A 23,895-nucleotide genomic window follows, 5' to 3' on the forward strand; every position below is an offset into this window, starting at 1 on the left:
CGACATCCGCGACTGGATCAAGACCTGGAACAGAGACCCCAGGCCCTTCACCTGGACCAAGACCGCCGACGAGATCCTCGAACGCCTCGCCTCATATCTTGAACGGATTCCTGGCGCAGGACACTAGTCCGGCGGTTCGGTGAAGGGGCGGGCCATCTCCTCGACGGTCTCGTCCAGCACCGCCAGGAGGGGGCTTGTGGGCTCCTCCTCGGTCCAGACCTGTGCCGCGATCCGCATCGCGGTGAGGAAGGCGCCCGCGAGAACGCGGGGACGGCGGCTTCCGGGCGGCAGGTCGTCGCGGTCGCGGATGAGCTCGGCCAGGCGGCGCTCGTACCCCGCGTAGTGGGTGAGCTGCCGTTCCAGGACGGAGGGATGCTTGCGGGCGAGGCGGGACTGGGCGACCCACTGGGGGTCGGGCTCGCCGATCTCCTCGTACACGCTGTGGGCCGCCCGGTGGAGCGCCGTCCACGAGGGCTCGCCGGGCGGACGGGCGGTGAACGCCTCCAGCAGCCGGTTCATGCGCCGTTCGTCGCCGTAGAGGAGGGCGTCCTCCTTGCCCGCGAAGTAGTTGGAGAAGGTCCGCCGGGAGACCCCGGCGGCGTCGGCGATGGCCTCGACGGTGACGTTGTCCAGGCCGCGCTCCACGGACAGGCGCATCGCGGCCTCGTGCAGCGCCTGGCGCGTCGCCTCCTTCTTGCGCTCCCGGAGCCCGGCAGGGGTGCCCATGGTGTGCAGCCTATCCAGCGGGACTGCTGCCCACTGAGAAACTTTGCCCATTGGGAATTTTCCCTCGGCACGGGGCATTCTGTGTATGTCGCACAGAACCGACCCACGTTCGACCGCCTGAGGAGGCCCTGCTTGAGCGCGCAGACCGAACCCGCGCCGATGACGCGACGACAGACCTTGGAGGCGCTCAGCGGCCTCCTGCTGGTGCTGTTCGTGGCCATGCTGAGCGCGACCGTCGTCGCCACGGCGCTACCGCAGATCATCGGCGCGCTCAAGGGCACCCAGTCCCAGTACACCTGGGTCGTCACCGCGGCCCTGCTCACCTCCACCGTCAGCACCCCGATCTGGGGCAAGCTGGCCGACCTCTACGACAAGAAGAAGCTGCTCCAGGCCGCCATCGTGATCTTCACCACGGCCTCGCTGGTGTCCGGCTTCGCGCACAACACCGAGACGCTGATCGGCGCCAGGGCCGTGCAGGGCCTCGGCATGGGCGCCCTCCAGATCCTCGTCCAGATCGTGCTGGCCAGCATGATCAGCCCGCGCGAGCGCGGCCGGTACTACGGCTACCTGGGCGCGGTCATGGCCGTGGCCACGGTGGGCGGCCCGCTGCTCGGCGGCGTCATCGTCGACTCCGCGCTCGGCTGGCGCTGGTGCTTCTTCATCGCCGTGCCGTTCTCCGTGGCGGCGTTCCTGCTGCTGCAGAAGACCCTCAAGCTGCCGCACGTGCGGCGCGAGGACGTCTCGATCGACTACTGGGGCGCCGTGCTGATCGCGAGCGGGGTCAGCCTGCTGCTCCTGTGGATCACCTTCGTCGACGGCTCGTTCCCCTGGGTCTCCTGGCAGACCGCGGCGATGGTCGTCCCCGGCCTGCTGATCATCGCGCTGGCGGTGCTGGTGGAGTCGCGGGTGCGCGAGCCCATCGTCCCGCTGGACGTCATCGCCCGCCGCAACACCGCGCTCGCGATCGTGGCGAGCCTGTCGGTCGGCATGGCCATGTTCGGCGGCGCGGTGTTCCTCGGCCAGTACTTCCAGATCGGCCGCGGCTACACCCCGACCGAGGCGGGCCTGCTCACCTTCCCGATGATGCTGGGCGTGCTGGGCGGCTCCACCGTCATCGGCCGGCTGACCAGCAAGACGGCCCGGCCAAAGCCGTTCATCGTGTTCGGCACCGTCGTGCTGACCGGCGGGTTCGCCATGATGGCCACCATCGACCACACCACCCCGCTGTGGTTCCTGACGCTGGCGATGCTGCTGATCGGGCTGGGCGTCGGCTCGTCCATGCAGAACCTGGTCCTGGTCGTGCAGAACTCGGTGGCGCTGCGCGAGGTCGGTGCGGCCAGCGGCGCGGTCACCTTCTTCCGCTCCCTCGGCGGGACGATCGGCGTCTCGGTGCTGGGCGCGGTCCTGGCCAACCACGTCGCGACCAACATCGCGCAGGGCCTGGCCAGGCTCGGCGTCCGCGGGAACGGCGGCGGAGCAGGGGCCGACCTGGACATCCAGTCCCTGCCCGGCCCCATCCAGGCGGTCGTGCGCGCGGCCTACGGCGACGCCACCGGCCACATCTTCCTGATCTCCATCGGGATCGCGGCCGTCGGCATCGTCGCGGCGCTGGCCCTCAAGCCGGTCGTGCTGCGGGACGCGCTCGACCTGCCCGCCGAGAAGGCGCCCGGCGGCGACCTGCCCGAGGTGACGGCCAAGACCGCGCGCTGACCCTCCGGCGGCGCTAGCCGCTCTTGAGAGGGCGGATCTCCACCTCGAACCAGAGGCGGGTCTCGGTCTCCGAACGCTCCAGCGCCCAGTCGGCGGACAGGGCGCCGATGACCGTCAGGCCACGCCCGTGGTCGGTGCGCCGCCGTCCCGGCTCGGCCGGGGCGGCGGCCGGGCCGTCGTCGCGGACCTCCACCCGCAGCCGCCGGCCGTCCGTCGCGACCGTGACCCCGATCGGGCCCGAGCCGTGCAGGACGGCGTTGGCGATGGCCTCGGAGGTCATCAGCTCGATGTCGTCCAGCAGCTCCGGATCGCCGACGAGCGCGGCGGCCCGCTCGCGCACCGCCCCGCGCACCGCCTGGCCCCGCCGCCTGTCCTCGCGGCCTCCGGACACCCGCAAAGGGTCGCCGAGCCGCTCCATCGCGGCCGTCATGGCCGCACCGCCATGACTGGCCGATCTCCGCACCCGGTCACGAGATCACCACGATCCTGCTCGTCGATCGTCTGTGTGACTACGCCTTGCAGCGGCCGGTCGCCCGAACGGCGCGCGGTGCCCGGGTCCCGCTCTCCTTGGCGGGCACCACCGTACCCGCGCCCCCGGGGCCCTTACATGGAGCAATGCGCAAACTTCATCGATCGCTTCGCTGACCGTGCGCCCTGTTGTGGTGAGCGTGGCGAAATGTCCGTTTCGCTGGTGCACGGCTCAGCGGAGCAGGCGGGCCAGCTCGATCCGGGAACGCAGCCCGAGGCGGGTGAAGATGTTGCGCAGATGGCCGTCCACCGTACGCGGGCTGATCACCAGCCGGGCGGCGATCTCCCGGTTGGTGGCGCCGGCGGCGACCAGCCGGGCGATCTGGAGCTGCTGAGCGGTCAGCGCGTCCAGCGGTCCCCGGCCCGCGCCACCCCCGGCGGGCGCCGGGCCGTCCAGGGTCTCCCCGGCGGCGCGCAGCTCGGCGCGGGCACGGGCGGCCCAGGGCTCCGCCCCCGCCTGCTGGAAGATCTGCGCGGCGTTGCGCAGGTGCGGGCGGGCGTCCCGGGGACGCCGGTCGCGCCGCAGCCGGTGCCCGTACAGGAGCGCGGTACGGGCCAGCTCGAACGCCGAGTCGCCGTCCTCGTGGAGCCGCAGCGCCTCCTCGTAGTGGTCGCGCGCGGTCTCCTCGTCCGGGGCCAGGAGCGCCCGGCAGCGTTCGGCCAGCGCGGCGCGCGCCGGGCCGCGCCCGTACCCGGCCCACCGCTCGAACGCGGCGAACGCGCGGCGCGCCGGTTCGTGCTCGCCCATCCGTACGCACGCCTCGACCAGGTGCGGAATGGCCAGCAGCCGCAGCACCGGGTGCCCCGACCCCGACCCGGCGGGCTGCCGGAGCCGGGCGGCGGCGTCCTCGGCGCGGTCGTCGGCCAGGTCGAGGCAGGCCAGCGCCCAGGGCTCGAACGAGGTGGCGCGGATCAGCTCGCGCCGCCCGCCCTCCTCGGCCAGCCCGTCCAGATGGGAGAGCGCGGTCGTCCTGTCGCCCCGGAACGCGGCCAGGAGCGCCAGGACGGCGCGCTGCTCGATCAGTTGGTTGCGCTGCCCCGCCGCCATGGACAGCCGCAGCCCCTCGCGGGCGGTGGACTCGGCGGCCGGGTACCGCCCGAGATACATCTCGCAGTGCGCCAGCAGCGTCATCGCACGGGGCAGGCCGACCGCGCCGCCGTCGTCGCGCGCCGCCGCCACGGCCCTGGCGGCCAGGTCCCGGGCCCGCCGGTCGTCCCCGATCACCACCGCGGCGGCGCTCGCCCAGGTCCGCAGGTCGGTGCGGTGCACGCCGGCGGAGTCGATGGTCTCGGCCAGCGTCAGGACGCGGCGGAGCCGCCGCACCGCCTCGCCGCGCCGTTTCGCCCCCGCCGCCGCCATTCCCGCGAAGTAGTCGTGGATCAGCTCGACGACGGGTGACGGCGTGGCCCCGTCCTGGAGGGCACGGGTCGTCAGCGTCAGCGCCCGCGTCACGATGGCGCCGTAGTAGTGGTGGTCGCCGGTGGCGTCGGCGGCGGCCGAGGCGCGCAGCAGGGCGTCCAGCGCGGGCGCCGGGTCGGCGGGGGTCGCCTCCGCCAGGCGTTCGGCGGCCTCCCGCAGGATCCACTGCGCCATCACCGGCAGCCCGTCGCAGAACTCGATGTCGCCATGCAGCAGATCGGTGCGTCCGGCCAAAGCCGGGTTGGTGTCGGAGGTGAGCGGACGCACCCGCCTGAGCAGGACGCGCGCACGCCGTCCCCGTCCGGCGGCCCACGCCTCGTGCGCCGCCGAAAGGTAGCGTTCCGCGCGTACCTCCGGGCGGGTGGACAGGGACGCGGCGCGTTCCCAGAGGCGGGACGCGTCCGCGTGCATGCCCGTGCTCCGCGACGTCTCGGCCGCGCACGCCAGGTCGTCGGCCAGCGCGTCGTCGGGCTCGTCCACGGGCGCCGCCCGGTGCCAGCTCCGGCGGGGAGCGTGCCATTCGCCCTCGAGCGCGCGGGCGAGCAGGTCGTGGACGGCGCGCCGCTCGGCCGGTGAGGCGTCCGCGTACAGGCAGGACCGGACGAGCGCGCTCGGCATGTCCACCCGGCCCCCGTCGATCTCGACCAGCCCGGAGGCGCGCGCCCATTCCAGCTCGCGCGGGTCGATGCCGTCCAGGGCGGCGGCGCGCGACAACGTCGTCAGTTCGAGCCGGTCGTCGGCGGCGGCCAGCAGCACCAGCCGCCGGGCCCCGGTGGTCAGCCGCAGATAGCGCCGCCGGTAGTGGGCACGCAGTGCGCTTCTCTGCGGCAGCGAGCGTGGCGGTGGGGCCGTGCCGGAGAGCTGCTCGGGGGTCAGCGCGCCGGCCAGTTCGGCCAGCGCGAGCGGATTGCCCCCGGACGGCTCGGCGACCTCGGAGGCCGCCTCCTCGTCCAGGGCCCCGCACGTGAGGTCCTGGAGGACGCGGACGCTCGCGGCCTCGTCCAGCGGTTCCAGCGCCAGCCGTGGGATGTCGTCCAGGCATTCGGCCACCGCCGACCCGGGCTGGCCGGGACGGGCGGCGAACAGGATGGCCACCGGGACGTCCGCCAGCCGCCGCGCCGCGAACGCCAGCGCCTCCAGCGAGACGCGGTCCAGGCGGTGCGCGTCGTCGATCCAGCACAGCACCGGCCGGTCGGCGGCGGACTCGGCCAGCAGCGAGCACACCTCCGCGTACAGGGCGAGGGAAGGAACGCCGCCCTGCCGCACGCTGGGGAACCGCTCCAGGAGGTCGGCGATCGGGCGCAGCACGCGGTGCAGTCCCGCGTACGGGACCGCGCTTTCCTGTCGGACGCCGCGTCCGCGCAGGACCCGGAATTCCGTCCCCGCCTTCCGGACGGCGGTGTCGAGCAGGGCGCTCTTGCCCGTTCCGGGACCGCCGATGACGGTGAGCGCGCCGCCGTGGCCGTCACGGGCGCGGCCCAGCAGCCCGTCGAGCCTGGCCAGCTCCCGTTCGCGTCCACGGAGCGGGCGCGCCGGGCCGCCGCCGTCCAGCGCGATGCCGGCGGCGGCCACGGTCGGCCTGTCACGTCGGGTGGTGGAGTGCCGGGTGGTGTCGTGTCGGGATGGGTCGTGTCGGTCGGTGTCGTGGGGGGTGGTGTCCAGGAGGCCCGCCAGGGTTGCGCCCGGGATGTGCTTCCGGGCGGACGGGCTTACGGCTCCCACGTCGCGCCCTCCGTTTCGTGTGACTCCTCCTCGGCGACGTTCCTCACATCAGCCCTGCGGCGGGTTGTAGCCCTTGGCCAGCTCCGACTCCCTCGCCTCCTCGACGAGGCTGGTGCCGCCCCGGGCCGCCTTGTCCGGCCGGACGACGTAGCTCGCCCGGGACGCGGGACGGTTGAACTGGGTGAAGTCCATGGGGGTGCCGCCCGTGCCGATGTCGAACCTGGCGTTGGAGCGGTGCGCGTTGACGATCCCGTCGCGGGTCAGGTCCTTGTTGGCGCACGCCTTCTTGAGCGCCTCGCCCACGATGGCGGCCGTGGCGTAGCCGGAGTACACGGCCGAGTCCAGGGGCTGCCCCTTGTAGGCCATCTGGTACTCGCCCGCCAGCTTCTCCATCGCCGGGTTCCGCAGGCTGAAGGGCGGCGCCGCGGTCATGATGAAGTACGACTTCTCCATGATCGGGCCGACCGGGGTCGCCAGCAGTTGCTGGGCGAACGCGGAGTTGCTCGCCACGAACGGGACGTTCAGCCCGGTCGCGGCGGCCACGCCGACCACGGAGGCGGCCTGCCGCGGGCTCACGCTCACCAGGATCGCCTTGACCCCGGCCTTCTTGAAGGCCCCGACCTGCGCGGTCATGTCCGCGTCCGTGGCCTTGACCTGCTGCTCGACCAGGCTCAGCCCGGCCTTGCCCGCGGCGTAGCGGGAGCCGGCGACCGCGCTCTGCCCGTAGTCGCCCTCCAGGATCAGATGGCCGATCTTGTCGCCCTTCTCGATGCCCTTGGTCCGGGTGAGGAAGTCGACGCCGTTGACCATGTCCAGGTCGTAGGTGGTGCTGGTGATCTGGATGTACTTGCTGCCCAGCAGGGTGTGCGCCCACGCCTGCGGGATGGTGAGCATGTGGTCCCGCTCGATCCGCGACTTCAGCGCGATGGTGATCGGGGAGCCGATGACCTGCGGGATCGCGGCCGACTGCGGGCCGACCTCGCTGTAGGCGGCCAGCGCCTTCTGCGGGTCGTAGCCGTGGTCGCGCACCTTGAAGTCGATCTTGCGGTCGCACACGCCGCCGGCGGCGTTCATCTGGTCGTAGTACAGCTTCTGCGCCTGGGTGACGCCCTTGCCCAGCGCGGCGTAGGGGCCGGTGAGGTCGGTCAGCGCGGCCAGGGTGATCTTGTCGGCGGTGACGCCGGGGCCCGTCTTGACCCCGCCGGAGCCGCCGCCCCCGGTCGCCTTGCCGCTGCATCCCGCGGCACCGGCAGCGAGGGCCAGGGACAGCGCCGCGGCGGTGGCGGCGGTGACCCGCCGCCTGTACGTCGGTTGCTTCATACGGTTCGCTCCTCGGTTTCTTGGCCGGCATGGCCGATGGCGGGCGGGGTTTCGGCGGCCCCGCCGCGCCCGAGCGGGTCGGCGCGGCGGGGTGACGGAAGGGCCGGCCTGCGCCGGACGCGGGCGGCCAGGCCGAGCAGCCCGCCGGGCAGGAACAGCAGGACGGCGATGAACGCGGCCCCGTACAGCAGCCTGGCCGCCTCGGCGGGGGCCAGCCCCGAGGCGGCGCCCGGCTCGGCGACCAGGGGGATCGCGTCGCCGTAGCGGGTCAGCAGGGACGGCAGCATCGACACGAAGACCGCGCCGAGCACCGCGCCGCCCACCGAGCCGAGCCCGCCGATGACGATCATGGCGAGGTAGTCGAGCGCCAGCGCGAGCCCGAAGTAGTCGGGGACGGTGCGCTGGAACACCAGCGCCAGCAGCACCCCGGCCACCCCCGCGTACATCGACGACAGCGCGAACGCTCCGGCCCGGTACCGGGCGACCGGCACGCCCAGCGCCCCGGCGGCGATCTCGTGGTCGCGGATGGTGTTGAGCGCCCGTCCCGGACGGGAGCGCAGCACGCCGCGGGCGAACCAGGCCGCGGCCACCAGCAGGGCGAGGCCGAGGTACCAGAGCCGTTCGAGCCCGCCGAACGGGACGCCGAGGATCACCGCGGGCTGCGGCACGTCGGTGAGGCGCAGCCCGAACAGCTCCATCGGCGGGACCCCGCGCCCGTTGACGCCGCCGGTCAGCGGCTCGGCGCGGAACAGGACGTGCTGGCCGGCGAACACCAGCGCGAGCGTGGCGACGCCGAGGGAGGCGCCCTTGAGGCGTCCGGCCAGCGGCGCGCACAGCCCGCCGGCGAGCCCGGCGATGCCGACGGCGGCGACCGCCGCGACCGGCGTGGGCAGCGCGAGGCCGGTCAGTTCGTGGCCCGAGACGGTCTCCGGCTCGGCGGCCAGCCAGACGTAGGAGTACGCGCCGACGGCGAGGAAGAACGCGTGGCCGAGGGACAGTTGCCCGGCCGCGCCGGTGAGCAGGTTCAGGCCGATGGCGCCGATCGCGGCCGCCATCGCGAACAGTCCGGCCTGGAGCCAGAACGACCCCGCGTAGAACGGCAGCGCCAGCATGACGGCCAGGCCGGCGGCCGGCGGCAGGACGCGCGGCAGGCGCTCAGACACGGCCGACCTCCCGCGTCCCGAACAGCCCGGCGGGGCGGGCCAGCAGCACCACGGCCATCAGCAGGTACGGGGCGACCTCGGCGAACCCGCCGCCCAGCAGGGAGACATCGTTCTGGTAGCCGACCACCGCGGACTCGGTGACGCCGATCAGCAGCCCGCCGACCAGCGCGCCGGTCGTGGAGTCCACGCCGCCGATCACCGCGGCGGGCAGGGCCTTGAGCGCGGTGAACGAGGTGGTGCGATCGAGCCCGGGGGTGGGGAACACGCACAGGAACAGCGCGGCCAGCGCGGCGAACGCCCCGGCCACCGCCCAGGCCCCGGCGGACACGCGGCCGAGCCTGACGCCCATCAGCGCCGCGGTCTCCCTGCGTTCCGCGGTGGCCCGCATCGCGATGCCCCACGAGGTGTACTTGAACGCCAGCAGGAACGCGGTGATCGCCGCGACGGCGACGAGGATGGCCGCGATCCTGGTCTGCGCGATCGTCACGTCGCCGAGCCGCACCACCCGGTCGCCCCAGGGATCGCCCAGCGGCATGACCTCGGTGCCGATCCGCCGGGTCAGCTCGACGGTGAGGACGATGTCGACGCCGATGGTGACGATGCTCAGCGTCGAGTGCCCGCCCGCCGCGCTCGCCTTGAGCCGGCGCAGCACCACCAGCTCCACCAGTGCGGCCAGCGCCGCGGTGGCGGCGATGCCGAGCAGCACGGCCGCGGCGAAGCCGACCTCGTCGTGCAGCTCGGCGATCACATAGCCCCCGGCGAGCAGCAACGACGGATGGGCGAAATTGATCACCTCGGTGGCCTTGTAGATGATCACGAATCCCAGCGCGATGAGCGCGTAGACCGCCCCGCTGGACAGCCCGTTGACCAGGACCTCGGCGAACGCGCTCATGGGGTGGCCTCACCTTCCCGGCGGATGGGGGACGTGCCGAGGTAGGCGCGGATCACCTCGGGGTCCCGCTGGACGCGGGCCGGCGGGCCCGTCGCGATGCGCTTGCCGAAGTCCAGGACGGTGACCTCGTCGGCCAGCCGCGTGACCATGTCCATGTCGTGCTCGACCAGCAGGATCGACAGCCCGAGCCCGGCGCGGATCCGGCGCAGCGTGGCCGCCATCGCGCGCCGCTCGGCCCCGTTCATCCCCGCGACCGGCTCGTCCAGCAGCAGGATCCGCGGTTCCAGGCACAGCGCGCGGGCCAGCTCGACCCGCTTCTGCACGCCGTACGGGAGCAGCCCCGCCGGGACGGGCAGATGGTCGGCGATCCCCACGAACTCGGCGATCTCCCGGACCCGCTCGCGGTGCCGGCGTTCCTCGCGGCGCCCTCGGGGCAGCCGCAGCCCGGCCGACACGAACCCGGTCCTGGTGAGCCGGTGGCGGCCCAGCATCAGGTTGTCGGCGGTGCTGAGCCGTCCCGACAGCGCGATGTTCTGGAACGTGCGGGCCACGCCGAGCGCGGCGATGCGGTGCGGGCTGAGCGACGTCAGCTCGACGTCGCCGAGCCGCACGCTGCCGGACGTGGCCCGGTACAGCCCGGAGAGCACGTTGAAGCACGTCGACTTGCCGGCCCCGTTCGGCCCGATCAGCGCGTGCAGGGATCCGGGCGGGACGGTGAAGCTCACCTCGTCCAGCGCGGTGAGCCCGGCGAACCGGACGGTGAGCGCGGACACGACCAGCTCGGGCGCGTCCGAGGGCGGCGGCGCGGGCGCGGTGCCGCCGGGCCGGGCGGTGGCGGTGGTCATCCCGACCACCTCGTGAGCGTCTTCGCCGGGCCCGTCGCCGCGAGGTCGGGCTCGTCGTCCGCGCCGCCGGTGATGCCCAGGTAGCGGTCCCTGACCTCGGGGGACGCGGCCAGCTCCCGCGCCGATCCCTCCAGCGCGACGGCGCCGACCTCCAGCACGTAGGCGTACGAGGCCAGCTCCAGGGCCAGCGCCGCGTTCTGCTCGATCAGCAGCACCGCGATGCCCTCGCCGTTGATCGCGCTGATCGTCTCGGCGATCCGGCCGATCATGATGGGGGCCAGGCCCAGCGACGGCTCGTCCAGCAGGAGCAGCCGCGGCCCGGCCATCAGCGCGCGGCCGATGGCGAGCATCTGCTGCTCGCCGCCCGACAGCAGCCCGGCGCGCTGCCTCTCGCGCTCGGCCAGCACGGGGAACAGCCGGAGCACCCGTTCCCTGGCCGCAGCGACCGCCGCGCGGTCGCGGACGCCCAGAGCGCCCGCCCGCAGGTTCTCGGCGACCGTCATGCGCGCGAACACGTCCCGTCCCTCGGGGATCTGCACCACGCCCTGCCGGACGATCTGGTCGGGACGGCGGCCGCGCAACGGCGTCCCCGCCGCCGTGATCCCTCCCTCGCGCACCACGCCGCCGTGGAACGGCAGCACCCCGGAGATGGCCCGCAGCAGCGTCGACTTGCCCGCCCCGTTGCCGCCCAGGACGGCGACGAACCCGCCCTCGGGCACCAGGAGCGAGACGTCCCGCAGCGCGCGGACGGGGCCATAGTCGACGGTGAGGCCGGTCACCGCCAATGCCGGCGGGCTCATCCCGGCGTCCCCCCGCTTCGCGGTCGCTGAGCGCGCACCTGGCCTCCTTCGTGGGTCCTGATCCCTGCCGCGCGACTCCCGCATGGCCGGTCCGGCGGGCCGCTGCGGTGGTCGGGGGTTTGAACATCAGCACGCCCCGGAGAGGCCGGTCCAGAGCGCGGTTCGGATTGAGGGAGGCGAAGCAACCGCCGCGGGCCGCCGTTGTGAGCCGTCACAGTCCGCGGGCGCCGGGCCTCCGTGTGTCTGGTCACACCCGCGGACCGATGGCACCATGGCGCCACCCCCAGAGGGGAGGGACACATGGCGGTCACGGCGACGCAGACGGAACACGGCGGTGCGGCGATCATGCGGAAGGCGGTGCGGCGGCTGTCGGACCGGCTGCCGGACCTGGCCGACCGGCTGGTCGCCGAGATCCTGCGCGGCGAGGAGTGGGAACGCCCGCCCGGCCTGCGCGACGACCTGTGGCAGGTGTGCCATGTCGGGCTGGGGCACGGGCTGGAGGCCATCCTCGAACCCGGCCGCGGCCGTACCGACCTGGAGTGGGCCGAGCGCCTCGGGCGGCGCCGCGCCGAGCAGGGCCAGCCGTTGGACCAGCTACTGCGCTCGTACCGGCTGGCGGGGATGGTGTTCTGGGAGGCCGTCGTCGAGGCGGTGAGCCAGGACGCGCCCGAGCACGTGCCGATGCTGGTCCGGCACGCCACCCGCACCTGGTACACCATCGACGAGCAGTCCAGCGCCGCCGCTGCCGCCTACCACCGCACCGAGTACGACCTGCTGCGCCGCAGCGAGGAGCGGATCCAGGCGGTCGTTGACGCGCTGCTGGAGGGGCACGGCTCCGACGGCTCGCTCATCGCCACCGCCGGCGAGGTGCTGGGGCTGCCCGAGCAGGGCCGGTACGCGGTCGTCGCGGTCGGCCAGGCGGAGATGCCCGACCGGCCCGGCGGCGAGGACGGCCCCGTGACCTCCGGCGGGATGCGGTTCATCTGGCGGATGCGCGCCGACGCCCAGGTCGCCCTGGTCGCGCTCGGCAACGCGAGCCTGGAGGAACTGGTCGAGACGCTGCGGCCGCGTCTGCGCGCGCACGCCGGGGTCAGCCCGGTCGTGACCACGCTGGCCGAGCTGGGCACCGCGCGGTGGCTCGCCGAGCTGGCGCGGCGTACCTGCTGGGGCGGCGAGCCGGAGATCGCGCCGCTGGACCGGCGGCTGCCCGCGGCGCTGGTGGTCTCCCAGCCCCGGCTGGCGAGCCGGCTGGGCCGCACCGTGCTCGGCCCGCTGTACGAGATCGACCCGGCCTACCGTGACGTTCTGCTGTCCACCCTCACCACCTGGCTGGAGTGCGACGGCTCGGCGTCCCGCGCGGCGGCCAAGCTGTACTGCCACCACAACACGGTGCTGAACCGGCTGCGCCGCATCGAGCAGCTCACCGGCAGGCTGCTGGCGCGTCCCGGCGACCTGACGGAGATGGTGCTGGCGCTGGCCGCGGTCCGGCTGCTGGACGCGCCGTAGCGGGACGCGCGGCTCAGCCGCCGATCCGGCGGGACATCGCGGCGAGGAAGATCGTGACGATCCGGTCGGGGGACTCCGCGACGTACACCGCGCCCGGCACCACCCCCGCGATGCGCCGCAGCTCGCGGGTGTCCACGCCCCGGCCCACCCCGACCATGATGATCTGCACCGGCCGGCCGGGATCGGTGATCGCCCGCAGGCGGGACAGCGTGCGCGCCAGCGTCGGCCCGCCCGGGTCGTCGTTGCCCTTGCCGTCGGTGAACAGCAGCACCGTGTTGATGAACTCCGGCTTGTAGGTCAGCGTCATCTCCCGGTACGCCGCCGTCAGCGTCTCGAACAGCCCGGTGTCGCCGGTGACCTTGGGACGGATCGCGCCCAGGCTGGACAGCACCTTCTGGCGGCGGGTCGCCGAACCGATCCGCTCGCCCAGCGGCCCGACCGGGACGAGCTGGATCCAGTCCCGGTCGCCGCGCAGCCGGGTGGAGAACGCCCACACGCCCAGCTCGGTGTCGTCGGACATCATGCTGAGCCCGGTCTGCGCGGTCCGCGCCGTGGCCTGGAGCCGGGTCGTGCCCGGGGCGATCGGCTCGGCCATCGTTCCGGAGATGTCCAGCAGGGTCAGCAGCCGGATGCCCAGCGCGAGCCTCGACCAGGACTGCATGACGTGCCGCACCCTGTCCGGGCGTGGGGCGGGTAGCTCCCGCGTACGGGCGGGGTTCACCCCCGACGCCGCGGTGAACGTCGCCGGGGCCGTCCCGTCCGGCGCGCGGTAGCCGAGCGCGCGCAGCTCGTCCCGGGTGGCGCGGGCGCTCATGGCGCGCTCCAGCAGCCGCGCCGCGTTCCGGCGGGCCGGGTCGACGGCCGTGATCGTGTACGGGTGGTCGAGGGACAGCGTGCCCTCTCGCGGGTACACGGCGACGGCGGGTTCGGCAGGGCGGGTCCGGTTGAACGCCCACACGTCCCGCTCGGAGGCCAGTGCGATCGGGCGCCGTCCCGTCCTCATCGGCCGGAACCGCGCGAACTCGGCCCGCACGGTCGGCAGGGTGGCCTCCCGGACGGTACGCGCGACCCCCGCGAAGATCGCGTTCTGGTTCGGGTCGCCGGCCAGGAGGGCGTCGGTGAGGACGAGCGCGTGCATCCCGGCGGCGTTACGGGCCGGGTCGGGCACCAGCAGCCGCGCCGACCCGGGCGGGATCACCGCGTTCTTGGGGGCCGCCCCGCCCGTCGTGGCCCCGGCCGCCCGCAGCAGGTCGTTCCACGACGGGTTCCCCCGGGACCTGAGGGTGGTGGCCAGGGAGCGGGGGAGTGCCACGACGACCGGGCTCCGGGCGACGGACGTGCGGGTCGGCCGGATGTTCCGGTCCTTCGTGCCGGCCATCGCGATCCAGAGGGAGGAGTCGGGGATCCACACGTCGGGCCTGCGCTCCGCCCGTCCCGGAACGGTCCCCGCCAGCAGTGCGGCCACCTCCGCGGGGTCGGCCGTGCGCACGGTCGCGCGTGTGCATCGTGCCTGCCCGCTTGTGGCGAGTCGGTTGGCCGCGTTCCTCATCGCGGGCTCGATGCCGGGCGCCACGGCGACGTCCAGTGTGATCGTCCCGGTGCTGGTGCAGGAGCTGTCGGCGACCACGAAGGCGTAGAGGCTGATGCCGAGCAGTACGACGAGCGCGATCGCGCCCGCCAGCGGGCCGACCATGATGCCGCGTCGCGGGCGTGCGCTTCGGGCCGGGCGGGTCTCGGGCCGGTGCGGGCTTTCGTGCTCACCGGCGTCGTCGGCCGTCCCGCCGCCGAAGTACTTGGCGGGATCGCGCGGATCGCGGCCCCCGGGTCCGCCTGGGTGGAGAGGTCCGCTCACCGCCGCCCTCGTTTCGGTCGAGTCCGGTCGAGACAGAGGCACCAGGGATATTTTCGCCCGGATAGTTGAATCATCTCCCTTGATGAGCGAAAAAGGCGTTTTGTAGGGAGTTTTCCGGTGCTTTGTTAATCCGCGGTCAGGCGGAACAGCCAGGTCAGCGCCTCGTCCGTGCTGGTCACCGTGGCCGCGTCGGGCGCGGGAGGCCGGTCCACCATGACCACGGGGACGCGCAACCTGCGCGCGGCGACGAGCTTGGCGGCCGTCGCCTCTCCACCGCTGTCCTTGGTGACGAGCACGTCGATGCGGTGCTCGCGCATCAGGGCGACCTCACCGTCCACGGTGAACGGGCCGCGTCCCAACACGACCTGCGCGCGCGGCGGCATCGGCGGGGCCGGGGGCTCGACCGACCGCACCAGGTACCAGCGTTCGTGGTCGTGCGCGAACGCGGCCAGCCCCATGCGTCCCGTGGCGAGGAAGACACGGTCGCCGGGCAGCCGCCGCGCCGCCTCCTCCAGGGACGGGACGCGGCGCCAGTCGTCCCCCGGCCCTTCGGCCCAGCCGGGGCGGCGCAGCACCAGCAGCGGCACCCCCGTCCGGCGTGCCGCCACTACGGCCGACCGGGTGATCCTCGCCGCGAACGGGTGCGTGGCGTCCACCACCACGTCGATCCGCTCCGCCTCCAGCCAGGCCGCCAGCCCGTCCACGCCGCCGAACCCGCCGATCCGCGTGGGAACGGGCGCCGACGCGGGCGCGGCGACCCGTCCCGCCAGCGAGCCGACCACGTCGTACTCCGGCCGTCCCGCCAGCTCACCGGCCAGCCGCCGGGCCTCGGCGGTCCCGCCGAGCAGCAACACCCGCACGGGGTGCATGGTAGGGCCGTGAGCTCTCTGCGGTACGGGTGGACGACGGGCGCGTGCGCGACGGCGGCGACCAAGGCCGCCTACACCGCGCTGCTGACCGGCGAGTTCCCCGACCCGGTCGAGATCACCCTGCCCGGCGGGCGGCGCCCGGCCTTCGCGCTGGCGGCCGAGGAGCTGAGGGACGGCGCCGCCATGGCGGGGATCGTCAAGGACGCGGGCGACGATCCGGACGTCACGCATGGCGCGCTGGTCCGTTCCACCGTGCGGCTGGGCGCTCCGGGCACGGGCGTGGTGTTCCGCGCGGGGCCGGGCGTCGGCACGGTCACCAAGCCGGGGCTGCCGCTGGAGGTCGGGGAGCCCGCGATCAACCCGGTGCCGCGCCGGATGATGCGCGAGGTCCTGGACGGCGCCGACGCGATCGTGGAGATCTCGGTCGACGGCGGCGAGGAACTGGCCCGCCACACCTGGAACCCGCGGCTCGGCATCCTCGGCGGCCTGTCCATCCTCGGGACGACCGGCATCGTCGTCCCGTACTCGTGCTCGGCATGGATCGACAGCATCCGGCGCGGGGTGGACGTTGCGCGCGCCGCCGGGCGCACCCATGTCGCGGGGGCGACGGGAAGCACGTCCGAACGGGTCGTCGCCGAACTGCACGGCCTGCCCGAGGACGCGCTACTGGACATGGGCGACTTCGCCGGAGCGGTCCTCAAGTACCTGCGGCGCCACCCGGTGCCGAGGCTCACCATCGCCGGTGGCATCGGCAAGCTCGCCAAGCTGGCCGGGGGCCATCTGGACCTGCACTCCAAGCGCTCAGAGGTGGATTTCGGCCTGCTGGCGGGACTGGTGCAGGAGAACCCGGAGGTCGCCGAACGGGTAAGGAGCGCAGGCACGGCCTTGGAGGCGCTGCGGATCTGCGCGGACGCCGGGTTGCCGCTGGGCGGCCTCGTCGCCGCCCGCGCCCGCGAGGTGGCGTTGGACGTCCTGCGCGGCGCCCCGGTCGAGGTCGACATCGTGGTCATCGACCGGGCCGGGACGATCGTCGGCCAAGCCCCCTGACCGCCGTCCACTGGAGGACGGGAAGCCGGGGGCGCCAGGCGGTGAGGCCGCCGAGCGGGACGGCGTGCTCGACGGCGATCCGGCTCAGGTCGCCGCCGAAGCACTCGCGGGCGGCCAGGACCGCGCGCTCCCCCTCGACGGTGACCGTGTTGACGACGAGGCGGCCGGACGGGCGCAGCGCGTTCCAGCAGGTCTCGATCAGGCCGGGGACGGTCACGCCCCCACCGATGAAGATCGCGTCCGGGGTGTCGAGGCCGGCCAGCGCGCCCGGCGCCTCGCCGGTGACCACCTGGAGGCCCGGGACGCCGAGGGCGGCGGCGTTGGCGGCGGCGCGGGCGGCGCGATCCGCCCGGCCCTCGATGGCGACCGCCCGGCAGGACGGGGCCGCGCGCATCCACTCGATCGCGACGCTGCCCGCACCGGCGCCCACGTCCCAGAGCAGTTCCCCCGGCGCGGGCGCGAGCCGGGCCAGCGTGACCGCGCGTACCTCGCGCTTGGTGAGCTGGCCGTCGTGGTCGTACGCGTCGTCCGGCAGCCCCGGGACGGCCTGGTCGTGTGCGGTCATCGCGTCCCTTCGTCGGCGGGCAAGTGAACGGGCATGCGGCGGGCCGCAAATCTTACGAGGTTCGTACGGGTCGCGTTTCGCGGGCGTTCGCGCACATCAGGCGACCTACGGTCGTCGCATGCGAGTGCTGCTCACAGGCTCGGCCGGGTTCATCGGCTCGCACATCGCCGAGGCCCTGGCGGCCTCCGGGCACGAGGTGCGCGGGTTCGATCTGCGGCCGGGGGCGGAGGTCGGGGATGTTCGTGACCACGATGCCGTGGCGCGTTGCCTGCGGGGCGTGGACGCGGTCTGCCACCAGGCCGCGATGGTCGGTCTCGGTGTGGACGTCTTCGACCTCCCTGCGTACGCGGCGGTGAATGTGGGCGGCACCGCCGTCCTCTTGGCGGAGATGGCGCGGGCCGGGGTGCGAAGGCTCGTGCTGGCCTCGTCGATGGTGGTGTACGGGGAAGGCGCCTACACCTGCCCTCGCCATGGCAACGTCCGGCCCGGTCCGCGTGCGGAAAGCGACCTTCGGGCGGGGCGCTTCGAGCCCGGCTGCCCTGTATGCGGCGAGCCTTTGGAGCCGGGTGTGGTGCCGGAGGAGACCGTCCTAGACCCACGGAACGTGTACGCGGACACCAAGGTGGCGCAGGAACATCTGGCCGCGTCCTGGGCACGCATGACCGGAGGCACGGTTGTGGCCCTGCGCTACCACAATGTGTACGGGCCGCGGATGCCCTTGGACACGCCCTACGCCGGGGTGGCCGCGCTGTTCCGGTCGCGGCTGGAGCGGGGCGAGGCGCCGCTGGTGTACGAGGACGGGCGGCAACTGCGGGACTTCGTCCACGTGCGCGATGTGGCGCGTGCGAACGTGCTTGCCCTGGAGCATTCCGAGTCTCCGGGGTCGCGCGCCCACAACGGGGGGCTGCACACCCACAACGGGGGGCTGCACGCCCACAATGGGGGGCTGCGCGCTTACAACATCGCCAGTGGCACTCCTCGTTCCATAGCGGAGATGGCGGGGGCGCTGGCCGATGTGTACGGCGGCCCGGCCCCGCAGGTGACCGGTGGCTACCGGCTGGGCGACGTTCGGCACATCGTGGCGAGCCCCGAGCGGGCGCGGCGCGAGCTCGGGTACGAGGCCGCGGTGCCGTTCGCCGAGGGGATGGCCGAGTTCGCCATGGTGGGAGCGGGCCGGTGAGTCCTACGGCCGATGTCATCCTTCCTTGCCTGAACGAGGCGGAAGCCCTGCCTTGGGTGCTGTCGCGCATGCCCGAGGGCTTTCGTCCCATCGTGGTCGACAACGCCTCTACCGATGGCTCGGCGGGTGTCGCGCTACGCCACGGCGCGCATGTCGTGGACGCACCCAACCGTGGGTTCGGCGCCGCCTGCCATGCGGGGGTGCTGGCGGCTAAAGCGGATGTCGTGTGCGTGATGGACGCCGACGCCTCGCTCGACCCGGCAGAGCTGCCACGGCTCGTGGAGGCGCTGGGCGATGCGGGGGCCGCCTTGGTGCTCGGCCGGCGGCGCCCAACGGGACGTGGGGCCTGGCCACTGCATGCCCGCCTCGGCAACGCCGTTCTGGCTCGCTCCCTCAACAGGCGAGCCGGGACCGCCTTGCACGACCTCGGCCCCATGCGGGCAGTCCACAGGAAGGACCTGCTCGCCTTAGAGCTGACCGACCGCCGCTTCGGTTACCCCCTGGAGATGGTGATGAGAGCGGTGGACGCGGGCTGGCGCATCACCGAGATCGACGTTGCGTACCGTCCCCGCCAAGGTCGCTCCAAGGTGACCGGCACAGTGGGCGGGACGCTACGGGCGGTGCGCGACATGCGCCGCGTGCTGGCCGGAGTGGCGCGGTGACGGCCGATCTGCTCGTGATAGCGAAGGAGCCCGCCCCCGGAAGGGTCAAGACACGGCTGACGCCCCCGTACACACCCGAACAGGCCGCGGCGCTGGCGGAGGCGTCCCTTGAGGACACGCTCAGCGTGGTCTCCCGCACCCGCGCCTGTGCGCGCACCCTCGTCCTGCGGGGCCGCCCCGGTGCTTGGCTGCCGCCCGGCCTCCGCGTGATCCCTCAGCGCGGGGACGGCCTGGACGAGCGGCTTGCGCATGCCTTCGACGACGCCTACGACGGGCGTCCCCTCGTCCTGATCGGCATGGACACCCCTCAGGTCACCACGGGCCTGCTGGAGCGCGCAGCGGCGGCCCTGCGCACGCGCGACGCGGTCTTCGGCCCGGCGGCCGACGGCGGCTTCTGGCTGCTCGGCCTCGCACGCCCGGACGCAGGGCTGCTGCGCGGCGTCCCGATGTCGCGTCCCGACACCGGGCGGGTCCAGCTCGCCCGGCTCCGCGCGGCGGGCCTGGACGTCGCCCTGCTGCCGCCGCTGACCGATGTGGACACCGCCGCCGACGCGGCGGAGGTCGCGGCCCTGGCCCCACACGGCCGCTTCGCCGCCGCCTTCCGGACCGTCACGCCGCCGGTGGCCGCCTTCACGGGGACCGCCACCGGAGGAACGGCGTGATCGGGGGAACGGCGTGATCGGGAGGACGGCGTGATCGGCGAGCTGTACGAGCGGGCGCTCGAGGGCCGCGACGGCGTCGAGGTCGAGTTCGAGGACGGGACGGGCCACCGCGGCCCTCTCCCCGTCCAGGAGTGGATGGCGTTGCGTCCAGGCGACCAGGGCCTGCTCGAGCGATGCGTTGGCCCCACGCTGGACGTCGGCTCCGGCCCGGGGCGCCTCACCGTCGCGCTGACCGAACGAGGGCTGCTCGCCCTCGGCATCGACATCGCGCCGTACGCGGTCGCGCTGACGGTGGCGGCGGGCGGTCCGGCGCTGTGCCGGGACGTGTTCGGCCACGTCCCCGGGGCCGGGATCTGGACGACGCTGCTGCTGGCCGACGGCAACATCGGGATCGGCGGCGACCCGCGCACGCTGCTGGAGCGGGCGCTCGGCCTGCTGGCGCCGGGAGGCCGGGTCCTGGCCGAGGTGATGCCGCCGGGGATCCGGACGTACACCGGCAGGGTGCGGCTCCGTACCGGACGCGTGGTCGGGGACTGGTTCCCGTGGGCGTGGGTGTCCGCCGACGACATCGCCGGCCTGGCGGGCGAGTGCGGGGCCGCGGTCACCGAAGTCTGGGAGGAGGCGGGCCGGTGGTTCGTCGCCTTGAACAGGTGAGCGCCGTTCAGCGGGCGGGCGTTGTCCGTTTCAGCAGCCGCCTGCATGACGAGCGGGTGGCGTCCTGGCTGGGGATCTGGCTGGGCGTCTCCTTCACCACCGCCTTCGTCACGGGGCTGATAAGCCACTTCATGCAGCATCCGCCCGGCTGGCTGATGTGGCCGTCGCGTCCGGTGAACCTTTACCGGGTCACGCAGGGACTGCACGTCATCGGGGGGCTGGCCACCATCCCCCTGCTGCTGGCCAAGCTGTGGACGGTCTATCCCAAGCTGCTACAGAGGCCGCCCATTCGTTCCGTAGGGCATGCACTGGAGCGCGCCTTCATCTTCCTCCTCGTGGGGGCGTCCCTGTTCCAGGTCGTCACCGGGGTACTGAACATCGCCTACTGGTACGCCTTTCCCTTTTTCTTCACGACGGCCCACTACTGGACGGCGTACATCCTCATCGGGGCGCTCCTCATCCATGTGGCCAACCAATGGGCCACGACGCGCCACACGGTGATGAAGCGTCCAGAGGACGGTCTCAACCGGCGCGCGTTCCTGGCCACCGTCGCCGCCGCCGGGGGAGCCATCACGGTCACCACGGTCGGCGAGGCGTTCCCGCCACTCGCCCAACTGGCGGTGCTCGCTCCAAGGCGCCCCGGTGTCGGCCCACAAGGACTACCGGTCAACCGGTCCGCCTACGCCGCAGGAGTGACCCAGGCGGACGCGAACGATCCGGCCTGGCGGCTACAAGTCACCGGACGCGTCCAACGCGAACTGTCGCTGTCCCTCAGTGACCTGCGTGCGCTCCCGTCCCGTTCGGTACGGCTGCCCATCGCGTGCGTCGAAGGCTGGAGTGCGGGGGCGACCTGGGGAGGCGTGCGGCTCCGCGACCTTCTCCAACTGGCCGGTGTGGATCCGGACGCCCGCGTACAGCTTGTGTCGATGGAGGTGGCCGGGCTCTACAAGACCTCCTGGGTCAGCCCGCGCCACTGGCAGGACCCCCTCACGCTCCTCGCGCTCGACGTGAACGGGAGGCCCCTGGACCTCGACCACGGGTTCCCGTGCAGGCTCATCGCGCCCAACCGTCCCGGCGTGAACCAGACCAAGTGGGTGCACCGAATGGTGGTCGTATGAGGGCGCGCCTCGCCGCCTACGCGGCCGGGGTCGCGTTCATCGCGCTCGGCGTGTGGGGCATCGTCATCGGGTCCGACACCAACCCGCCGGGATGGGCGGTGTGGTTCGCGGGAGCCGTAGTCGCCCATGACGGTGTCCTCGCCCCGTGCGTGCTTCTCGTAGGCGCGCTCACCACTCGCCTGCCTGCGTCCTACCGGAGGCGTGTGCAGCACACGCTTCTGGTGGCGGGCGCGGTGTCGCTTATGGCGCTGCCGTTCGTCCTTGGGTATGGGCGGCGCGCCGACAACCCGTCCATACTGCCGCTCCCCTACGGCAGGAACCTCCTCGTCGTCCTCGCGGCCATTGCGGTGATCGCACTGCTCTGGGGCCTCTCCAGGAAGCGTTCGGATGAGCCTGATTGACCTGGAGCGACCGCAGGCTCCTCCACGCATTTCGCAGGCTCGTTCAGGGCGGCTCGCGGTCGGTCTCTGGGCGCTGCTGATCGTAGGCGTGTTCGTCACGGGCGAGGTGCTGCGGCGTGCGGGCCTGGCCACCGAAGACGACCTGCCCCCGCTCCACGCCGAGCCACGCCTTCTCACCTGGCAGATGCTGCCCGCCGTCTGCGTGGCCGCCGTCTTCGTCGCGGTTCTTCCATGGGTCGCCCAACGCCTCCCTTGGCGGGTGCTGCTGGCGGTGTCGTGGATCGCGGCCGTTGTTTGGACGGTCGTCCTCTCCCTCAGCGACGGCTTGGACGCGCTGCACCGGCCCTTGGACGCGCCCACCGAATACCCGGCCGCACTGGACGACGTGCGGGCCGACCCTCTCGGGTGGGTGAGTACCTTCACCGAGCGGTTGGGCGGTTACACCACCCACGTACGGGGTCACCCGCCGCTTCCGACTCTGGTGCTCTGGGCACTGGAGGAGACAGGGTTGCGCGGCACCGGCTGGTCGGCCGCCCTCATCATCGCGGTGGGAACGTCCGCCGTCCTCGCCATCGCCATCACCGTGCGATGCGTGGCCGACGAGACGACCGCCCGGCGGGCGCTGCCCTTCCTGGTACTGGCCCCGCTCACACTCTGGATCGCCACGTCCATGGACGCCTTCTTCCTGGGCGTGGGCGCCTGGGCGACGGCTCTCATCGCGATGGCGGCCACGCGAGCCAGTGCGTTCGCAGCCGCAGGCGGGGGTCTGCTCCTGGGAACGCTGCCGTACCTCAGCTACGGCTTGCTTCCCCTCTTCGCACTGCCGCTTGCGGTAGTCATCCTGACCCGCCCTAAGCGCCGACTGCTCGCAATCGCCGTGTGCTGTGCGGCGGTCGTCCCCTTGGCCTTCACCCTCGCCGGCTTCTGGTGGCCGGACGGAGTGGCGGCGACCCACGAGACCTACCTCATCAGCAGGGGTTCCGCGCAACGCTCCTACGCCTACTTCGTCATCGCGAACCTCGCCGTGCTGGGGCTGTTGGTAGGACCGGCGACGGTCCACGCCCTGCCCTCGGTGCTCGCCGGCCGCCGTCCACTGGCCTGGCTGATCGGCGCCGCCCTGGTCGGAGTGGCCGCCTTGGATGTCTCAGGCGTGACCAGAGGGGAGGTGGAGCGCATCTGGATCCCGTACGCGGCCTGGGTGGTCCTGGCGGCGGGGCACCACAGGCCCCCGGCGCGCGCGTGGCTCTCGGCGCAGGCGGCCCTGGCCGTGGGCCTGCAAATGCTCGTCCAGTCCCATTGGTAGGCTTGGCCAAGCGCTTGGTTGACCGAGAGGGGCGAGGATGCGCGGATTCCGGTTCGGCGCGGTGGTCCGGCTGGCGGGCACGCGGCAGGAATGGATCGACAAGGCGCGGCGGCTCGAGGACACGGGCTTCGACGTGATGCTCGTCCCCGACCACATCGTCGGCCCGAGGTTCGGGCCGCTCACCGCCATGATGGCCGCCGCCGACGCCACCACGCGGCTGCGCGTCGGCACGATGGTGTTCGCCAACGACTTCCGGCACCCCGTCCTCCTGGCCAAGGAAACCGCGACCCTGGACGTCCTCTCGGACGGACGGCTGGAACTGGGCATCGGCACCGGCTGGCTCGGCAAGGACTACAACGCCACCGGGCTCACCCTGGACGAACCCCGCGTCCGCTTGCGGCGCCTACGCGAAGGGCTCGCCGTCCTCAAGGGGGCGTGGTCGGGCGGCCCCTTCTCTTACGAAGGGGAGCACTACCACGTCCGCGACCTGGAGCAGGACCCGCGGCCGGCGCAGCGACCGCACCCGCCGATCCTCATCGGCGGCGGAGGCCCCGCCATGCTGCGCCTGGCCGCGGCGGAGGCGGACATCGTCAACCTCACCATGCGGACGCTCCCGGACGGCAGCGGCCCCGACCCCTCGGACGGCGGCGCCGCGTCCTTCATCCGGAAGATCGAGCTGCTCCGGGAGGCCGCCGGACCGCGCTTCGACCGGATCGAGATCGGCACCAGCGTGATGCAGATCGGGGAGGACGCCGCGCAGGCCGCCTGGAGCGCCGCCGACACCTCCCAGCAGGGCGGCACCCCCCAGGTCCTTTCGGGCAGCGTCACCGACATGGCCGACAAGCTCCGGCACTGGCGCGACGAATACGGGATGTCGTACTTCGTCCTTCACCACGAGACCGACCTGGACGCCTTCTCCCCGGTCGTCGCGAAACTGGCCGGATCCTAGG

At 73.3% G+C, this 23,895-nt stretch carries 22 protein-coding genes; 11 read left to right on the forward strand and 11 right to left on the reverse strand.

From position 1 onward, the window contains the following. Positions 1–123: 123 nt before the first annotated feature. Positions 124–726 (reverse strand): TetR/AcrR family transcriptional regulator, encoded by a 603-nt coding sequence (locus QSK21_RS34545; protein ID WP_285701933.1) that lies wholly within the window; start codon positions 724–726, stop codon positions 124–126. Positions 727–885: 159 nt separating this feature from the next. Here QSK21_RS34545 and QSK21_RS34550 point away from each other — a divergent pair, with 159 nt between their 5' ends. Continuing rightward, complete coding sequence (locus QSK21_RS34550) at positions 886–2,436, forward strand: MDR family MFS transporter (RefSeq protein ID WP_285701965.1); 1,551 nt, start codon at positions 886–888, stop codon at positions 2,434–2,436. Between the two features lie 13 nt (positions 2,437–2,449). Here the strand turns inward: QSK21_RS34550 and QSK21_RS34555 are convergent, their stop codons facing one another. The 7 genes from QSK21_RS34555 to QSK21_RS34585 all read right to left on the reverse strand — a co-directional run bounded on the left by QSK21_RS34555 (position 2,450) and on the right by QSK21_RS34585 (position 11,126). After that, positions 2,450–2,866: an ATP-binding protein gene (locus tag QSK21_RS34555; protein WP_285701934.1), complete on the reverse strand. Its 417-nt coding sequence runs from the start codon at positions 2,864–2,866 to the stop codon at positions 2,450–2,452. 270 nt (positions 2,867–3,136) lie between these two features. Next, the gene (locus tag QSK21_RS34560; protein ID WP_285701935.1) at positions 3,137–6,106 is read right to left on the reverse strand and encodes a helix-turn-helix transcriptional regulator; all 2,970 of its coding nucleotides are present in this window, start codon (positions 6,104–6,106) and stop codon (positions 3,137–3,139) included. A gap of 48 nt (positions 6,107–6,154) precedes the next feature. Continuing rightward, on the reverse strand, positions 6,155–7,426 hold the full coding sequence (locus QSK21_RS34565) for an ABC transporter substrate-binding protein (RefSeq protein WP_285701936.1): 1,272 nt from the start codon (positions 7,424–7,426) through the stop codon (positions 6,155–6,157). Continuing rightward, complete coding sequence (locus QSK21_RS34570; RefSeq protein ID WP_352231371.1) at positions 7,423–8,589, reverse strand: branched-chain amino acid ABC transporter permease; 1,167 nt, start codon at positions 8,587–8,589, stop codon at positions 7,423–7,425. Before QSK21_RS34570 ends, QSK21_RS34565 begins: the two co-directional genes overlap by 4 nt. Then, a complete protein-coding gene (locus QSK21_RS34575) occupies positions 8,582–9,481 on the reverse strand; it encodes a branched-chain amino acid ABC transporter permease (protein ID WP_285701937.1) in 900 nt (299 codons plus the stop codon). Before QSK21_RS34575 ends, QSK21_RS34570 begins: the two co-directional genes overlap by 8 nt. After that, entirely contained in the window at positions 9,478–10,326 is an 849-nt protein-coding gene (locus QSK21_RS34580) for an ABC transporter ATP-binding protein (protein ID WP_285701938.1), read from the reverse strand. The genes QSK21_RS34575 and QSK21_RS34580 overlap by 4 nt, the downstream gene beginning before the upstream one ends. Continuing rightward, positions 10,323–11,126 carry an ABC transporter ATP-binding protein gene (locus QSK21_RS34585; protein WP_285701939.1) on the reverse strand — a complete coding sequence of 268 codons (804 nt, stop codon included), beginning with the start codon at positions 11,124–11,126 and terminating at the stop codon, positions 10,323–10,325. The genes QSK21_RS34580 and QSK21_RS34585 overlap by 4 nt, the downstream gene beginning before the upstream one ends. Before the next feature lie 300 nt (positions 11,127–11,426). Here QSK21_RS34585 and QSK21_RS34590 point away from each other — a divergent pair, with 300 nt between their 5' ends. Beyond that, complete coding sequence (locus QSK21_RS34590; protein WP_285701940.1) at positions 11,427–12,632, forward strand: PucR family transcriptional regulator; 1,206 nt, start codon at positions 11,427–11,429, stop codon at positions 12,630–12,632. Between the two features lie 13 nt (positions 12,633–12,645). On the opposite strand, the gene QSK21_RS34595 is transcribed toward QSK21_RS34590, so the two are convergent. Both QSK21_RS34595 and QSK21_RS34600 read right to left on the reverse strand, forming a co-directional pair. Next, complete coding sequence (locus QSK21_RS34595; RefSeq protein ID WP_285701941.1) at positions 12,646–14,484, reverse strand: substrate-binding domain-containing protein; 1,839 nt, start codon at positions 14,482–14,484, stop codon at positions 12,646–12,648. A gap of 125 nt (positions 14,485–14,609) precedes the next feature. Next, the gene (locus QSK21_RS34600) at positions 14,610–15,344 is read right to left on the reverse strand and encodes a cobalt-precorrin-6A reductase (RefSeq protein WP_285701942.1); all 735 of its coding nucleotides are present in this window, start codon (positions 15,342–15,344) and stop codon (positions 14,610–14,612) included. Positions 15,345–15,362: 18 nt separating this feature from the next. Here QSK21_RS34600 and QSK21_RS34605 point away from each other — a divergent pair, with 18 nt between their 5' ends. After that, entirely contained in the window at positions 15,363–16,400 is a 1,038-nt protein-coding gene (locus QSK21_RS34605) for a cobalt-precorrin-5B (C(1))-methyltransferase (RefSeq protein WP_285701943.1), read from the forward strand. Here the strand turns inward: QSK21_RS34605 and cbiT are convergent. Then, positions 16,360–16,965 carry a precorrin-6Y C5,15-methyltransferase (decarboxylating) subunit CbiT gene (cbiT, locus tag QSK21_RS34610; RefSeq protein WP_352231372.1) on the reverse strand — a complete coding sequence of 202 codons (606 nt, stop codon included), beginning with the start codon at positions 16,963–16,965 and terminating at the stop codon, positions 16,360–16,362. The two genes, QSK21_RS34605 and cbiT, sit on opposite strands and share 41 nt — an antisense overlap. 118 nt (positions 16,966–17,083) lie before the next feature. Here cbiT and QSK21_RS34615 point away from each other — a divergent pair, with 118 nt between their 5' ends. From QSK21_RS34615 to QSK21_RS34650, 8 genes are read left to right on the forward strand one after another with little or no spacing between them, the layout of a single operon-like run. After that, positions 17,084–18,145, forward strand: a complete 1,062-nt coding sequence (locus QSK21_RS34615; RefSeq protein ID WP_285701944.1) for an NAD-dependent epimerase/dehydratase family protein — start codon at positions 17,084–17,086, stop codon at positions 18,143–18,145. Beyond that, positions 18,142–18,807: a glycosyltransferase family 2 protein gene (locus tag QSK21_RS34620; RefSeq protein WP_285701945.1), complete on the forward strand. Its 666-nt coding sequence runs from the start codon at positions 18,142–18,144 to the stop codon at positions 18,805–18,807. Before QSK21_RS34615 ends, QSK21_RS34620 begins: the two co-directional genes overlap by 4 nt. Then, on the forward strand, positions 18,804–19,469 hold the full coding sequence (locus tag QSK21_RS34625; RefSeq protein ID WP_285701946.1) for a TIGR04282 family arsenosugar biosynthesis glycosyltransferase: 666 nt from the start codon (positions 18,804–18,806) through the stop codon (positions 19,467–19,469). Before QSK21_RS34620 ends, QSK21_RS34625 begins: the two co-directional genes overlap by 4 nt. Before the next feature lie 30 nt (positions 19,470–19,499). After that, positions 19,500–20,123, forward strand: a complete 624-nt coding sequence (locus tag QSK21_RS34630; RefSeq protein WP_285701947.1) for a class I SAM-dependent methyltransferase — start codon at positions 19,500–19,502, stop codon at positions 20,121–20,123. After that, complete coding sequence (locus QSK21_RS34635; protein WP_285701948.1) at positions 20,120–21,241, forward strand: molybdopterin-dependent oxidoreductase; 1,122 nt, start codon at positions 20,120–20,122, stop codon at positions 21,239–21,241. The genes QSK21_RS34630 and QSK21_RS34635 overlap by 4 nt, the downstream gene beginning before the upstream one ends. Beyond that, positions 21,238–21,642 carry a hypothetical protein gene (locus QSK21_RS34640; RefSeq protein WP_285701950.1) on the forward strand — a complete coding sequence of 135 codons (405 nt, stop codon included), beginning with the start codon at positions 21,238–21,240 and terminating at the stop codon, positions 21,640–21,642. Before QSK21_RS34635 ends, QSK21_RS34640 begins: the two co-directional genes overlap by 4 nt. After that, entirely contained in the window at positions 21,629–22,945 is a 1,317-nt protein-coding gene (locus QSK21_RS34645; protein ID WP_285701951.1) for a hypothetical protein, read from the forward strand. Before QSK21_RS34640 ends, QSK21_RS34645 begins: the two co-directional genes overlap by 14 nt. Positions 22,946–22,982: 37 nt before the next feature. After that, positions 22,983–23,894, forward strand: a complete 912-nt coding sequence (locus tag QSK21_RS34650; RefSeq protein WP_285701953.1) for a TIGR03621 family F420-dependent LLM class oxidoreductase — start codon at positions 22,983–22,985, stop codon at positions 23,892–23,894. The last annotated feature ends 1 nt before the right edge of the window (position 23,895 follow it).

This window comes from Actinomadura sp. NBRC 104412, from assembly GCF_030269515.1.
Lineage (GTDB): Bacteria > Actinomycetota > Actinomycetes > Streptosporangiales > Streptosporangiaceae > Spirillospora.